Origin of the sequence: Kaistia defluvii (assembly GCF_040548815.1) — a bacterium.
Taxonomy (GTDB): domain Bacteria; phylum Pseudomonadota; class Alphaproteobacteria; order Rhizobiales; family Kaistiaceae; genus Kaistia; species Kaistia defluvii_A.
Genome location: NZ_JBEPSM010000001.1, coordinates 1,077,967 through 1,092,872 on the forward strand (window position 1 = coordinate 1,077,967; position 14,906 = coordinate 1,092,872).

Sequence of the window (14,906 nt, forward strand, 5' to 3'; positions counted from 1 at the left end):
CGCCGTCGCATCGCATCTCGCGCCTTGCCGACGGCGGAGTGAAACCAAGGAACAAGACGATGTCCCAAGACCGGCCCCGCCGCCCCCAGGACCCCTTCGCCGCCGCGGAGGCGGTGTTCGCCAAGAAGAAGCCGAGCGCACCGGATATCAAGACGAACGCGCTCCCGAATGTGCGGGAACAGGTCTCGCTCCGGATCGATCGCGACGTGCTCGAGCATTTCCAGGCTGAAGGTCCCGGCTGGCAAGATCGAATGAACGACGCTCTGCGCGCGGCTGCCATGGCCGATGGGTTGGGCGCGGGAGCGAACGACAGCGAGTCCTGATCCTAGCCGCACCGGCTATCGCCTCGAATATCTCAGGTCGAACGCCGCAGGCGCTCATACGCGCCAAGGACTGTCACAGGCGGTGCTTTGTGCACCCCGCCCCGCAAGCATTGATCCTGACCACGCGCCGGGCGCCGCCGACGCGAACGCGCCACCCGGCCTGCGCGCAGGATCCTCCAGGCTGGGCACCTCCTCCCCCGCCGAGCTGACGCCGAGGAAAATCTGCAGACAAATGCGGTGACAACGTCTGGAACCAAATTCCCAGAGTGAAGTTGTTCATTCGATATGTCTAACAGAGCAATCCCGCTGATAGGCAGCTCAACCCGGCAGGATTATCCACGCGATATTCTGCGCCGATATTGAACCGGAGGAAAAAATGAACAGCTTCAAGCATATTCTCGCCGCCAGTGCGGTGGCTATTCTCTTTGCGTCGCCGGCATTCGCTCAGGATGCACCGAGTGCACCGACCACCCCGACGGCGCCGGCCGCCAGTTCCAATCCGGGCGGCACGACGAGCGGCACCGATTCCCAGGTCCAGATCAAGGACGAGGATGTCTTCGGCTATGACATCACGATGGGCGCTGCCAATCTGACCCCGGAACAGCTGCAGGCTGCCAAGAACACCTGCAATCAGAACGTGACGGCAGAGCCGCTGCGTTACTCGGCTGCAGTGAAGACGTTCTGCACGTCGATCCAGTAATTCGCGTTCGACGAAGTTAGTTGCGAAGCCCTGCCTCTGGCGGGGCTTCGTCGTTTTGTATTTGACCGAAACGAGCGCGCCGAACGGCTTACACTCAGATCGAAGGTCTAAGCCTTTCGATTCAAGGTTTGTTTTTGGCGGGCGCGTGGATCGGCATCGATACAATCGCGCGGAGACCGGGCGCATTGTCCACATAGCTGATTTGGCCGCGCAACTGGTCGATGAGAGCCCCCAACATACGCGATCCGAAGCCCGTGCCTTTCGTAACCTCGCTCTTGCCCTCACCATGGTCAGAAACGACGATGCGCAAGGTGTCGCGGTGTTGTTCGATGGCGACCGTCAGCGGCCCCGGCGCCCCGCCATAGGCATATTTGGTGGCATTGGTCATAAGCTCATTGACGATCAGGCCGATGCTGATGGCCCGATCGGTGGTGACGAGCACAGGCGCGAAGTCCAGGGTGATGTGACTGGCCCAATTCTTGTCCATCGCCGTCAGGATCTCGGTGCAAAGCTCACCCAGATAGCGAGAAAGATCGATGATCGAGATGCTGTCGGCCTGGTATAGCCGTCGATAGACGAGGCTTACCGCGGTGAGCCGGCGCTCCGCCTCCTCGAGCTGCGTCTTCACGTCCGCGCTGGCGCCACGACGCTGCATTCGAAGAAAGCTCGACACCAGGGACAGGCTATTCTGCACCCTATGATTGACCTCCTGCAGCAGAAAGTCCTTCTGCGACAGCAGGGTTTCATTCTCGCGTAGCGTCACCGTCAGTTCGCGGTTCAGGCGTCGAAGGCGCTGGTTGTTGCGGTTGTCGAGCAAGTGGCGGACCAGGCGGGTGCAGGACTCCACCTCCGCAAGACTCCATTCGCGCGAGCGCCCGTGCACGCTTTCCGCCCAAGCCTCGAACGAGGCGCGGGGCATCAAAGTGGCCCCGGGCGCCAGCTTTACATTCTCATGCGGATTGCCGGCCCATTTCACGGTCTGAAGCTGCTCGGCGCGGAACCACATCAGCACGATGGGTTCCTCTGCGGACACGACAGAGGCCAGAAGTCCGCTCGCCATGTCACGATGATTGCTGGCGGCGGGGAGTTCCCGGCTCAGTTCATTAGTGACCCATGGACCAGGAACACCCCGGCTGAGCGCTACCTTGGCCACGCCTTCCACGTCGATCGCAGCTGGGCATTCGCCATGCACGAACAGGCTGGTGCCGCAAAGCGCGGCAAAGCCATCAGCCTGCAGCAGCTTCGCCAGCTGTCCGCCGGATCGATTCAGGAAGTCCGACAGGGCATCGTCGCTTCCAAGCTCAGCGAGAATAACATCTTCCTGCGAGCGCAGACGGATCCGCTCTCGATACAGCTCATTCTCCTCGCGAGCCTTGATCTGTCGCGAAAGGCTCGCCGCCAGCGCCTGGCAGGCCAGTCGGGTCGTGAGGGTCAACGACCGGGGCTCGTTGTGGTGACAGGCGACCAGCCCCCACAGCACGCCGTCCATGACGATGGACATCGAGGCAGAGGCCGCGACCCCCATGTTCTTGAGGTACTGGATATGGATCGGCGAGACGCTGCGCAGCGTGGAGTCGCTGAGGTCGATCATGGCGAGCCCCGGGTCGATCCCGACGATCGGGACGGGGGTATAATTCACATCGGCAATGACGCGCACCGGATTGCGAACGTAAAGGGCCCTCGCCTGGCGCGGTATGTCCGAGGCGGGAAAGTGGTGATTCATGAAGCTCGAGACGTCACCGGAGAGGCTCTCGCCGACCACGACCCCCGCCTCGTCATCGATGAAGCGGTACACCATCACGCGACTGTAGCCGGTGAGGCCCTGAAATGCCTTGGCTGCCTGCTGGCACAACTCGTTGAGCGACGAGGACCGCTCGAACGTGCCACCTACGACCTGCAGCTCCGCGAGGAACCACGCGTCCAGGCTGGGACGGGAACCCTTGTCGGTCACTTCGACGACGAGATGGTCGCCGGTGCGAAAGGCGACGGCATCCATCGTTGTTCCCGCGAAAGAAACGTCGCCGATGACCTTGGCGCCAGCGGAGGGAAACATGTCGGGCGAGACGTTGGCGCCGAAATCGATAACTGCATCCAGGGAAAGGCCGACGACACGGCTGTCGACGCGGTAGTCCTTTCGCCCTGCGTAGCCCACGATCAATTTCGAGGAAACATCCGCGATCAACATGAAGCCCTGAGGCTGAATTGAACCCGGAATATGAATCGGTTCCGCGTCGCAACTGACGATTTCGATAGTCAAATCCCGTAAGGTCCTGTGCTTGCAGATTTTGAAACTCTATTCACCAACGAAAATGGCGAAGAGAAGTTCAAATGAGACGAAATTGACTGCAGTGCTCTATTCGCAACCGTAGGCGGATTGTCACAATCCTGGATGATGACATTCACCCAAACTCCCGCCTGACGCGTTGTCATAACGTGAGATCGACCGAATAACGCGTTCTGATAACTCAGAAATCGGCGTGAAGGGTCTGCAACTGCGGCAGGCCGACCAGGTCGACGCCGAGGCGGCGGGCAAGCGCGGCGAAGGCTTCCGTTTCGATCAGACGGCGATAGGGAGTTTCGGGAAAGACGATGCCGGCGCGATGGACGTTGGCATCAACCAGAAGCATCGTTCCGCCGACTGACTCCAGGGGTACACGACGCAGATAGCGAAGGTCGTGCATGTAGAGCCGCAGATGATGCGCGGGCGGTTGGTAGAGGCCATCATGGACATGCTTGATCCACTGGTGGTCTTCCGGCTCGCCGACCGAGATCCACGCATTCTGATCGAAGCTCGGGCCACCCGCCTTCCGCACGGAATCCGGATGCACGACGCGGGCCCGTTCGGCCAGCAGTCGCTTCAGCGTATCCGTGGGGAAATCGATGATATCCGCGTCGATCCACAGCACCCAGTCTTCCGCCTGCAGCCCATCCCGCAGCAGCAGGTTCCGTGCCCTGGCGATACGGCTGCGCCGCTCTCGCTGAAGCGCGACGCTCCAGCGGGGGCCCTGCCCGCGAATGGCGAAATCCTGCTCCAGCAGCGTGGCACGGCGAAAACGGCCGTGGCTGTTCTCCTCCAGAAAGGCCTTGATCCGGGCGAGGCTATCATCGGTCGAATTGCCGACCAAAAGAGCGATGGAGAGGCGTTCCGGCGGAAAATCCAGCGCAAGGATCCGCGCGAACAGCGCATCGAGCGTCTGCGCGGCGTTCCGCACGGGGATGGCGATCAGGACGGAGCCATTGGCAGGCGCATTCCGGGCCAGAGTGACGCGATCGACGGCATCCTCGCGCAAGGCGGGGCTTTGTGCGCGGCGCTCCCGCCATCGCAGGCGCGCCTTGCGCAGCGCCGTCTTGATCCGGACGCTTCGCGACAGCGGCTTTTCGTCGGGGATCCAGGTGTGACACCAGTGATGCTGCGCCAGCGCGGGAACCGCATCGTTCCGATCGGCGCAGAGCCGGCCATATTTGTCATGCGGCGAGAACATATAGCCCGGTATGACATCGGGCCGGATGCGCACGCTGGCCGCGTCGACCGCCCCTGTCAGCAGGAACGGTCCGGTCGCGTCGAGCGGATCGAGCGCGTGCCGGCAATGAACCGCCAGATCGACCACGACATCCCAGAAAGGGTGTCGGGCGGGCGAAACCATGACGGCGTTCGAAACGATCCGCGTCGTCAGCCCCCGCACGACCGCCGGCTTTTCTGCCAGATGGCTGCGGGGCTCCTCGGCGAAGAGCGGCCGGTCCTGCTGCAGCAGGACGTCGAAGGATCGCAGCGCCTCCGCATCGAGATCGGCATAGACGCCGCCATGACTGCGCAGGACCAAATAGCGGCCGAGATCGGCGCGCTGGATAGCTCGTGAATAGCCGAAGTACTGCTCGGCCAGATGCGGATATTCCTGCCGCACCAGCGCGGCCAGGTCCTCATCCGTCCAAAGCCTGATCTCCCAGCCCGGATGCAATCGCGGCCAACTGGCGACATAGGCTTGCAGGGATGGCGGGATGTCCCGGTCGCGCCAGGTCTGGTGAATGATCCTGGGTATCATCGCGTGGGCACGGCTTCGATGGCGGCTAGGACGGCCTGGTCGATCCGCTCCGGTCCGAAGCGGTCCCATGCGGTGGCGTGGGCCTGGGTGCGAAGGGCCGAGCGGCGAGCCGGATCCTGCCAGAGGGCGGTGATGAGATCGGCCAGTCCGCTGTCGCTCTCGGCAAGCAGAATGTCATGGCCGTGGCGGAGGCCGAGGCCCTCGGCCGCCAAGGGGGTCGCGACAACCGGAACGCCCCACGCCATTGCCTCGATGATCTTGAAACGGGTGCCGCCGCCACTGCGCAACGGCACGACCGTCATATGCGCGCCGCGCAGCAACGGGGCCAGATCGTCGGGATTGGCAACGATCTGGACACTGCCCGATGCCAGACGCCGGACCTTGCGAGCCGGGTTTCGTCCAGCCAGCGTGACGTGCGCCTGGGCCAGGCTGCGCAGCACTCTCGGCAAGATCCGGCGGGCGAGGGAGCGGCAGGCCACGACGTTCGGCGTATAGCCGAGATGACCGATGAAGAGGAGTTCCGGCCCAGCGGCATCCGGCTCGGACGGCAATCGTCGCGGCGCGGCGCCGGCGCGCGGCAGCCCGTTCGGAACGATGGAGACCGGACCGAGGCCCCGTTTCCCGAGGCGCGCCGCGTCCTCCCCGGAGCAGACCCACACGGCGTCGACGCTGGCCACGACCTGCGCCTCAAGCGCGGCGATCATCCGCTGTTCGCGCCGGCGCTTCGCGCCGAACCAATCGCGCTTCTGGCGGATCTGGCCGGCGAGATCGGATTCGACATTGTGCAGGTCGAGAACCAGCCGCGCCCCGCATTGCCGCAGCATCGGCAGGAACGGATGCAGGCCCAGATGCTCTACCACGATCAGGTCCGGCCGGAACTCTTGGACGACACGCTCCAGAGCCTCGATCCTGCGGGGATCGATGGCGAGATCGATGGACGCGCTTCCCGGCGGCAGGCGATACAACGCCTCCGCATCGCTGCCGAGATGGCTCGTCGTAACCCTCGCAACGTCGGTAACGCCCTCGCTGCCGGCGATCACGGAGACGAGTCGCACTTCGCCAAGCTGGGCTGCCGCGGAGGCATTCTGCCAGTTGCGCAGATCAGCGCCCGTCACCGCAGGGAAGGCCGGATGAGCCGTGAGGAACAGGCACTGCATCATCTTGGGACGTTGCTGCCAAAGCGACGGCGCAGCGCGAGCTTCAGCCGAAACCGCAGCCAGCGATAGGCATCGGCCCGCGTCTTCGGGGCTTTTCGTGCAACGGTCAAAAAGTGCCCCGCCTCAACCAGTTCGCCACGCCGCATGTGAATCCGCGCCACCCGGATCGCCATGAAGGCCTCTCGCTGCCGCAAGGCCGTACGAGAAATCCCGCGACTCTCAAGAGCCAGCAGACTCTCGCGCCATCGGCCGAAGCTGCTGCGCGATTCATGCACGAGCCGATCATCGGACCGTTGCAGGCTCACGTTATAGGTCATTACCGCAACGTCAATGATGGCGGTTCGGCAACTCGCCAGGAGCGCCGCCCAAAACAGCGTGTCTTCGTCATAGGCAAGCGAGTCCGGAAAGCGCAAATTCTCCAGCGCGTCTCGCCGGATAAGGCTGCAGCCCATGACAATGACGACGGCTCGATCCGCCAGATACTGCTCCGGCGAGAGCTTTTCGTCCCGGTGGACGAAGCGGTCTCGTGCGCGGCCCTCCCGCTGGATGAAATAGGAACCGAGCACGAGTTCTGGCGCTGAGGGCCCCTCGCCCGCCTCCACCATGGCGCGCAGCCCGCCCGCCTCATGGACGTCGTCCGCGTCCAGGAAATACACCCACTTCCCCGAAGCCTGCGAAAGGCCGTGGTTGCGGGCAGCCCCGGCATCGAGGCAACGAATGGAGCGCACGACGATGGGGAGATCGAGCTCGACGGCACAGGCCTGGACCACGGACACCGTTTCATCGACCGATCCGTCATTAACGACGATGCACTCGAGAATGGCCGACCGTTCGCTGACGAGGGAAGCGAGGGTTCTCCGGATGGTCTTCGCTGCATTATGAGCGGGTATGACGACACTCACGCAACCATGCGTAAATGCCGATAAGGGATTGACCAACATACGATTCTTGCAGTGCACCAAAACTCAAACGGACTGCGCCTCATACCAAGTCGATCCCGCTAGGGAAACAAGGCAGCTGCCCCTCCGGCAAGTATTCGGTCACTTTTTCGTCGTGCTGCCCCACCCAACGTTGCCCTGGAGCAAGGCAACTCGGCAGGGTAGCGCCTTCCGGTCCGCTGGAGCTGTCGATGGACGTCGTGCCTCTGGCTGGCAGCGACCGACGCGATCGAGCTTTCGTCCAAGGCTATCGGTTGACCTGCCCTTGACCCTATTTTGGGGCGCGCCTAAACGTGCGATGCGGATGACGGCTCCGTCTGCCGGAGTGCGCACCGCCGGAATGACGCCGTCAAGTCGTCGCGTTGACGGACCCGACGCGCAGCATGAGGAGCCTGCCTTGCCACGCGCCGACGAATTCAAGGCTGCTCTCCTCGCCGAAGGCATCGATCCGGCCATAGCTGAGGCGGCGGCGGAACTGCCGCCACTGAAGATCAGCACGCCGGAAGAAATCGCCGCCCGTCGGGCCGAGCGACGCGAGCGCATCGCGCGCGAGAAGGCTGAGGGGACGCGCAACGCCGACGGCTCGAAGGTCGAACCGTAAGCCTTTGCAGGAGGGCAGGATGCGCGCCCTTATGCGGCTATATATGCGCCGCCCCCGTCGCAACGTCTCGTTTTAAGTCAGAGTTTCCGCAGCGTCGCGACATCGGTCGGGCCGATATACCAGTCCCGCGCATGCACCTCCTCGAACACGACCCAGACGTCGTTGTCGCTCAGGCCGGTAGCTTCCCGGATCGCTTCGGTCACCTTGGCTGCGATCGCGGCCTTCTTGCCCTCGGGGTCGCTGGCGATGACTTCCTTGACGAGGCGGATGTTGACGAACGGCATGCTTCTCTCCCATGACGGCAATATTGCCCAGGCGGCAAGGCATCCTTGATCGCGCCCCGTCCGCGTGACGCCAATCTGCAATCCCTGCCCGATCTTCGCCAGCCCTTCCTTGCAGCAACCCTATGCGAAGGGCGTAGACGATCCCCGCGAGTACATCCCATGGTTGCAGCTCTCGACAGGAGGGCTGAATCGGCCGTCGATTGTCACGCGCCTATCGTGCTCCTGCCGTGGAGGGATCGTCCTCCGACTTCTTCTCCCGGCCTGCCTCATTCCGCGCAGCAGCCCGATGAAGGAGCCGGCTCATGTCGATCGGCGGCATTCCGCTCGCGTCCGCATTTCTGTGTTGCGTCGCCCTGGTCGCTACGTTGCGCTCGATCGCGCCACGCCTGGGGCTGCTCGACGCGCCCACCGCGCGAAAGGTTCATCACGGCCACGTACCCGTCTGCGGCGGCCTAGCCATGTTTGGCGCCCTGCTCGCCGCCCTGGCCATCCGCCAAGGACTGCAGCCGCCCGGCGGCAGCCTGGGACACAGCATGCTTCCGCTGGCCGGCACGCTTGGAATGCTGGTCGCCATCGGGTTCGTCGACGACCGCTGGGGGATGGGGGCGGTGACGAAGCTATCGCTTCAGGTCATCGCGGTCAGCCTTCTTCTCGGCGCTGGGGGAGATACCTATGGCAATGGCCTCCTCCACCTTCCCGCCGCCATGCCGGGCCGCGACTGGATTGCAACCGCCATCACGCTGCTGTTCATCGTCGGTCTGATCAATGCCTACAACATGATCGACGGGCTGGATGGTCTCGCGGGCGCGCTGGCTGCGGTCACGCTGATCGGGCTGGCGGTCGCGGGAAGGCTGGCGGGGCATGCGAGCCTTGTCGATGACAGCCTGCTCCTTCTTGCCGTGGTGCTGGGGTTCCTGGTCTTCAACCTGCGCCGGCCCGGCCTGCGGCGGGCGCTCGCCTTCATGGGGGACGCCGGCAGCATGATGCTGGGATGTGCCATTGCCGCTCTCATTGTCGAGCTCGCGTCGCATTCCCCGATGACGGAGGGCGGGTTTGAGAGGATCCCCTCCCTGCTCTGGCTGGTCGCCATCCCGGTGATCGATACCGCCAGCCTCATGATCCGCCGGCCGCTTGCCGGTCGAAGCCCGATGGCCGCCGACCGCGAGCATCTGCATCACCTGCTGCTCGATTCCGGCCTGTCACCGGCCCAAACCACCATGGTTCTAGCCGGGACCGCCGCTCTTCTCGCGATGGTCGGCGTTGCGGGATTGATGCTTCGGGTGCCCCCGGCCTTGATGGCCGCCGGCCTGGCCCTTCCCGCGTTGGCGCACTGCGCGCTGGTCTGGAACTGCGCGCACCGGCGCCGGGAGACGGCTCAGGCGCTGGTCCTGTCGTCCGAGCCCGCGGAATAGCGGAGGCGAGCCTCTACGCTGGCCTTGGTTTCCTCGGCCGCGATCGCCTGCAACAGGGAAAGCCAAGCCGACACGGCCCGCGACCGCAGATGATCCCTCTCAAAGGCTTCCCGCGCACGACGCCCCATTGCCTCGCGCGCAGGGCGGTCCCGCTGCATGTCGACGATCCGTGACGCCAAGGTCCTGCCCTCGCCGATCGCGACGCTATGGCCGATGCCATGCGACCGCAGCACGGTCGCGACCTCCCCGTCCCCAGCCCCGACGAAGAGCACGGGCCGCGCGACGGCCATGATGCCGTAGAGCTTGCTCGGCACGACGTAGGGCTCGAGCGATGGCCGCAGTGAGACCAGATGAACATCGGCAACCGAAAGGCTCTCCGCCAGCCGCTCGCGCGGCTGCAAGGGCTGCAGTTGGACATTGGCGAGCCCGCGCCGCGCAATTTCCTGCTCGATCCCCAGGCGACCATGACCGCCGCCGACGAGCAGGAAACGGATATGCGGATCGTCCCGCAGATGTTCGGCCGCATCCAGCACGGTGTCGAACTCATGGGCGCGGCCGAAATTGCCGGAATAGCCAACGACAAAAGCGGCCTCATCGCCAAAGCCCCATTCGTGGCGCAGGCGATTGTCGACCGGCGCGATCGGCCGGATCTCGTCTTCTTCCGACCAGTAGGGAATGAGCGCCACGGCGTCCTCGGCAATCCCGCGCCCGTTCAGGACTCGCGCCATCGCCGCCGTCGGCACAACGTTGCGGATGGCGCGATGGAGGGACCAGTCCCGCCCGGCCAGGCTCAGACGGGCGAGCCGCCCCTGCCGCGCGACCAGCCCGAGCTCGATCGCGACCTCCGGAAACACATCGTGCAGCCAGTTCACCAGCCGACCGCGTCGCAACGCCGTCGCCGCGGCGACGGACACGGAAAGCAAGGGCGGATCGGTGCAGGCGATGACGATCTCGCCACGTCGGACGTGCTTGAGGCACCAGAGCGCGGCGCTGGCGTGAAAGCTCGCATAGTCCGCTGCCCGCCCGGTTAGCCGCGCACGGCCAAAGCGCGATGTGCCGATCCGGTTCACCTTGACGCCCCCGATCGTCTCGGTGCCCGGCAGGGCGGCATCGGGATCATCGTGGCGATGTCGGCTGGTCAGGATCTCGACCGCAACGCCGGCTGAGGCCAGACCGAGGGCCAGGCTGGAAACCATCCGGCTGGTTGCCGATTCGTCGGGGTGGAAATAGCGGTTGACCAGCACGATGCGCATCGGACCCAATACCTCCAGAGCCAGGGTCCGATAACGTTCCTCGCGGCCGGCCGCACGGCAAGGCGCGAGAAGGCGTCGAGTGCGAGTTCGTCCGGGCGAGCCTCCCTATCCGTATGGCGTAGCGCCGCCTATGCGCATCGGCCGCTCCGCCTCGATTGGCCAGGGATCGAGCCTATGTCCTGTCCCCATGGCTAGGCGGCGACAGTTTTCGTGTCTCGTATAGTTCCGTCATGAAACGGACGGGGCAAGAACATGGGCGCGAAGAAAGCTCTGATCGTCGGGGTGACCGGCCAGGACGGGGCCTATCTGGCCGAACTGCTTCTCGAAAAGGGTTACGAGGTGCATGGCATCAAGCGCCGATCCTCGTCCTTCAACACCCAGCGGATCGATCATCTCTACCAGGACCCGCATGGCCCGGAGCCCGTCCGGCTTCATCTGCATTTCGGCGAATTGACCGACGCGACGAACCTCTGCCGGATCATTCATGAGGTGGAGCCAGACGAGATCTATAATCTCGGCGCGCAGAGCCACGTCCAGGTCTCGTTCGAGACCCCGGAATATACCGCCAATGCCGATGCGCTCGGCACGCTTCGCCTTCTCGAAGCTATGCGGATCGCGGGCATCGCCGGGCACTGCCGTTTCTACCAAGCGTCCACGTCAGAACTGTTCGGCGGCAGCCAGACAGCGCCGCAGCACGAGACGACTCCCTTCGCACCGCGCAGTCCCTACGCGGCGGCCAAGCTTTACGCCTACTGGATTACGGTGAACTACCGCGAGGCTTATGGTATTCACGCGTCGAACGGCATCCTGTTCAATCACGAGAGCCCGCTGCGCGGCGAAACCTTCGTAACCCGCAAGATCACGCGCGGCGTCGCCGCCATAGCGCATGGCCTCCAGAAGACCATCCATCTCGGCAATCTGGATGCCCGGCGCGACTGGGGTCATGCCCGCGACTATGTCGATGGCATGTGGCGCATCGTGCAGCAGCCAAAGGCTGACGATTTTGTCCTAGCGACGGGCGAAACGCACACCGTGCGCGAATTCGTCGAGCGCGCCTTCGGAGAGATCGGCCGTTCCATCGATTGGAGCGGCGAAGGTGTGGCGGAGAAAGGCCGCGACGCCAGCAATGGCGCGACGCTGATCGAGATCGATCCACGTTATTTCCGTCCGACCGAGGTCGACCTGCTCCTTGGCGACCCCGCCAAGGCGCGGCAGCAATTGGGGTGGACCCATACGGCGTCGTTCCAGGACCTGATCGCCGACATGGTACAATCGGACCTGCAGGCTGTTCTGCGCGAGGTTGGCCGCAATGACCGATACGCATGAAGCAGACCCTTTCGAGCTCGCCGGCAAGCGGATCTGGGTGGCGGGCCATCGCGGCATGGTCGGTTCGGCGCTCGTTCGCCGGTTGCGGCGCGAACCCTGCGAGATCCTGACCGTCACCAGTGCCGAGCTCGATCTCCGTCGCCAATCCGCGACCGAGGCCTGGATCGACGCCAACGCACCCGATGCGATCGTCATTGCCGCGGCGCGGGTCGGCGGCATCGTCGCCAATGCGACCCATCCGGCGCCGTTCATCTATGACAACCTCGCCATCGCCACCCACATCATCGAGGGCGCGCGACGGGCAGGCGTCGAAAAGCTGCTCTATCTCGGCTCCAGCTGCATGTATCCGCGCGAGGCGATCCAGCCCATGCGCGAAACGGCGCTGCTCTCCGGGCCGCTCGAGCCGACCAACGAGCCCTATGCCGTCGCCAAGATTGCCGGGCTCAAACTCGCAGAGAGCTATCACCGCGAGTATGGGTGCCGGTTCATCACGGCCGTGCCGCCCAATCTCTATGGCCCCAACGACAATTACGACCCGGACAGCTCGCATGTCTTGGCTGCGCTGATCCGCCGGTTCCATCTGGCCAAGCTGGACGGATCGCCCAGCGTGACCATCTGGGGCACGGGGCTGCCGATGCGCGAGTTTCTGCATGTCGACGATCTCGCGGACGCCTGCGTCCTGTTGCTCCGGCGATATGAGGCGCCGGAACTGATCAATGTAGGCTCGGGCCAGGAAATCTCGATCTATGACCTGGCGGCTCTAATCGCCGACATCACCGGCTACTCCGGCAAGATCCTGACCGATCTCGACAAGCCGGATGGCGCGCCTCGCAAGCTGATGGACAGCAGCCGGCTCGCCTCGCTCGGGTGGCGCCCATCCATCGGACTGTTGGAGGGCATCGAATCCAGCTACCGCGCCTGGCTCGACGGCTCCGCCGCAATGCGGGCCCTCTAGAGCGATCTTTCGCCATCTGGATTGTCCAAGCCCGCCTCGCACTCGCAGCAAGCTGGCACTCTCTCTCACCACCTCGGGTTGCCAGATCGGGCACCAAGTGGTTTTCCATGTGTCCAACAGCAAGGTCAGACGCCTCCGGTACGCATCGCCTCTTCGGCGAGCCGTCGGCCGACGCCCCGGGATCGACGAGTGGAGCTCGGATCACGAGGGCACGGACACCTTGCGCAAATCGCGAAACAGGTCGCGGTAAAAACCTCCCTGCCCGAGCACCAGGAGGATCATCACACCGTAGATGGCGAGCATGAAGCCGCCGCCAAACACCAGCTCGACCAGCGGCGACTTGTCGGCCATCGTGTAGCGGTCAACGATGATCCCCAGCGTGCCGGCGACGAGGCTGGCCAGTACTGGCCGGCCGATCGAAGGCAGCAGGTCGCGCACGCTGACCGGTGTCCCCTGCACGCACCAGACCATATGCGGCACGAACCACAGCGCCATGGCAATGGAATAGGCGGCCGCCACGCCCCGGGGGCCATAGGGCAGGCCGAGGACGCAGGCGAGGATCACCAACGGCGCGATCACCAGCGCCGTGTGCAGGCTGCGCCTCTGTCGGCCCGTGGCGAACAACAGCCAGCCGAACGGATTGATAAGGCTGAAGATCAGGACGGTCGGCGTCATCAGGCGGAAGATCGCGGCGGCCTCCAGCCATTTCGGTCCGAACAGAACCAGGAAGATCTGGTCGGCGAAGAAACCGAGAAACAGCGTCAATGGCACCGTCATAGAGATGACGAGCGAATAGCCATGGATGAAATAGTGCCGCAGCCGGACGGGGTCGTCCTGCAGTCTCGCGAGCGCCGAGAAGGCTACCCCGCCAAACGCACTGTTCAGATTGTCGATCGGCACGGAGATCAGCTGGTAGGCGCGTCCGTAATTGCCGAGCGCCTCCGCCCCCCAGAAGCGGCCGAGCAGGATCTTTTCCAGATTGTAGCCGACATAGGTGACGAGCGTTTGGAGCGTGATCGTCCCGCCCACGCGCAGCAGCGGCACGATGCTGCCGATGCGCCCAGGTCGCCCCGGCAGCCAGCGCGCGGTCGCCCAAAGCCCTGACGTGACTCCGAGCTGGCTTGCAAACGTGGCGCCGACCAGCGCCCAATAGCGGTAGCCGGCCAGCGCCAGCGTTACCCCGGCGACCAGTCCAAGCAATTGCCCGGCGGACTCGACCACGGTCAACGTCGCATAGCGCATATCGCGCTGCAGGATCGCCAGATGCTGGACGCTGGCAGCGCTGAGCAGAAAGCCAGGCGCCAGCAAGATGGTGAGCCAATACAACCTCGGCTCGTCATAGAAGCGGACGAGCACCGGCGCGAGCGCGCAGCATAAAATGGCGAACACGACGCCGATCAGCATGTTGACCCAGAACAGAGTCGAGATCTGCTGCCCGCTGATAGACCGCGCCTGCACCGCCGCCGAAGACAGGCCCGCCGACGCAAACATGGCGAGCAGTCCCGTGATCGCCGTGGCCATGGCGACGAGCCCGAATTCGCGCGGATCGAGCAGGCGCGCCAGCACCACCATGAAGGCAAGGCGCATCAACGCGCCGATGCCCTGCCCCATGAGCTTGGCCAGACCGCTGCGGATGGTCTTCTGCCGCAGATCCTGCATGCCCGTGCGTCTCCCGGTGCGCGCCCCGCTCCACTCCCAGCCTATCGGAGCGGCATCCCGCGCTCCTCCTGTCCATCGGGCGAGATTGCTAAGCCTTGCGCCGAGAGCGGCATGGAGCAAGCAAGCCGACATCCCTCAAAAGGCTTAGGTCCCTGCCCCCAAGGGCAGGGCGAAAGGCCGTTGCGCTCGCCCTAGCCTGAGACGAATCCCGCGTTGCAGCCCGCCTTTTGCCGGCCCTCGCGCGAACGGCCTGTCAGG

13 protein-coding genes are annotated in these 14,906 nt (G+C 64.3%); 6 read left to right on the forward strand and 7 right to left on the reverse strand.

The genetic code is table 11. The annotated features are described in order from the left end of the window. Positions 1 to 59: 59 nt before the first annotated feature. A complete protein-coding gene (locus ABIE08_RS05095; protein WP_354549217.1) occupies positions 60 to 323 on the forward strand; it encodes a BrnA antitoxin family protein in 264 nt (87 codons plus the stop codon). A 376-nt stretch (positions 324 to 699) separates the two neighbouring features. Further along, positions 700 to 1,023 carry a hypothetical protein gene (locus tag ABIE08_RS05100; protein WP_354549218.1) on the forward strand — a complete coding sequence of 108 codons (324 nt, stop codon included), beginning with the start codon at positions 700 to 702 and terminating at the stop codon, positions 1,021 to 1,023. A 121-nt stretch (positions 1,024 to 1,144) separates the two neighbouring features. Here ABIE08_RS05100 and ABIE08_RS05105 read toward each other — a convergent pair whose 3' ends face one another. The 4 genes from ABIE08_RS05105 to ABIE08_RS05120 all read right to left on the reverse strand — a co-directional run bounded on the left by ABIE08_RS05105 (position 1,145) and on the right by ABIE08_RS05120 (position 7,161). Then, positions 1,145 to 3,280, reverse strand: coding sequence for a histidine kinase dimerization/phosphoacceptor domain -containing protein (locus tag ABIE08_RS05105; RefSeq protein ID WP_354549220.1), 2,136 nt, complete (start codon positions 3,278 to 3,280; stop codon positions 1,145 to 1,147). 208 nt (positions 3,281 to 3,488) lie between these two features. Beyond that, on the reverse strand, positions 3,489 to 5,063 hold the full coding sequence (locus ABIE08_RS05110; protein ID WP_354549222.1) for a glycosyltransferase: 1,575 nt from the start codon (positions 5,061 to 5,063) through the stop codon (positions 3,489 to 3,491). Next, positions 5,060 to 6,103, reverse strand: a complete 1,044-nt coding sequence (locus ABIE08_RS05115) for a glycosyltransferase family 4 protein (RefSeq protein WP_354549224.1) — start codon at positions 6,101 to 6,103, stop codon at positions 5,060 to 5,062. The genes ABIE08_RS05110 and ABIE08_RS05115 overlap by 4 nt, the downstream gene beginning before the upstream one ends. 116 nt (positions 6,104 to 6,219) lie before the next feature. Continuing rightward, a complete protein-coding gene (locus ABIE08_RS05120) occupies positions 6,220 to 7,161 on the reverse strand; it encodes a glycosyltransferase family 2 protein (RefSeq protein ID WP_354549225.1) in 942 nt (313 codons plus the stop codon). 394 nt (positions 7,162 to 7,555) lie between these two features. Here ABIE08_RS05120 and ABIE08_RS05125 point away from each other — a divergent pair, with 394 nt between their 5' ends. Further along, complete coding sequence (locus tag ABIE08_RS05125) at positions 7,556 to 7,759, forward strand: hypothetical protein (RefSeq protein WP_354549227.1); 204 nt, start codon at positions 7,556 to 7,558, stop codon at positions 7,757 to 7,759. A 77-nt stretch (positions 7,760 to 7,836) separates the two neighbouring features. Here ABIE08_RS05125 and ABIE08_RS05130 read toward each other — a convergent pair whose 3' ends face one another. Continuing rightward, positions 7,837 to 8,043 carry a tautomerase family protein gene (locus ABIE08_RS05130; protein WP_354549229.1) on the reverse strand — a complete coding sequence of 69 codons (207 nt, stop codon included), beginning with the start codon at positions 8,041 to 8,043 and terminating at the stop codon, positions 7,837 to 7,839. Positions 8,044 to 8,345: 302 nt separating this feature from the next. On the opposite strand from ABIE08_RS05130, the gene ABIE08_RS05135 reads away from it, so the two are divergent. Continuing rightward, on the forward strand, positions 8,346 to 9,455 hold the full coding sequence (locus ABIE08_RS05135) for an MraY family glycosyltransferase (protein ID WP_354549230.1): 1,110 nt from the start codon (positions 8,346 to 8,348) through the stop codon (positions 9,453 to 9,455). On the opposite strand, the gene ABIE08_RS05140 is transcribed toward ABIE08_RS05135, so the two are convergent. Continuing rightward, a complete protein-coding gene (locus tag ABIE08_RS05140) occupies positions 9,419 to 10,708 on the reverse strand; it encodes a glycosyltransferase family 4 protein (protein ID WP_354549232.1) in 1,290 nt (429 codons plus the stop codon). The genes ABIE08_RS05135 and ABIE08_RS05140 overlap by 37 nt on opposite strands. 252 nt (positions 10,709 to 10,960) lie before the next feature. On the opposite strand from ABIE08_RS05140, the gene gmd reads away from it, so the two are divergent. Further along, a complete protein-coding gene (gene gmd / locus ABIE08_RS05145; protein ID WP_354549234.1) occupies positions 10,961 to 12,034 on the forward strand; it encodes a GDP-mannose 4,6-dehydratase in 1,074 nt (357 codons plus the stop codon). Continuing rightward, positions 12,009 to 12,989, forward strand: a complete 981-nt coding sequence (locus ABIE08_RS05150; RefSeq protein ID WP_436409502.1) for a GDP-L-fucose synthase family protein — start codon at positions 12,009 to 12,011, stop codon at positions 12,987 to 12,989. The genes gmd and ABIE08_RS05150 overlap by 26 nt, the downstream gene beginning before the upstream one ends. A 201-nt stretch (positions 12,990 to 13,190) precedes the next feature. Here the strand turns inward: ABIE08_RS05150 and ABIE08_RS05155 are convergent, their stop codons facing one another. Next, positions 13,191 to 14,648: a lipopolysaccharide biosynthesis protein gene (locus ABIE08_RS05155; protein WP_354549237.1), complete on the reverse strand. Its 1,458-nt coding sequence runs from the start codon at positions 14,646 to 14,648 to the stop codon at positions 13,191 to 13,193. Positions 14,649 to 14,906 lie beyond the last annotated feature (258 nt).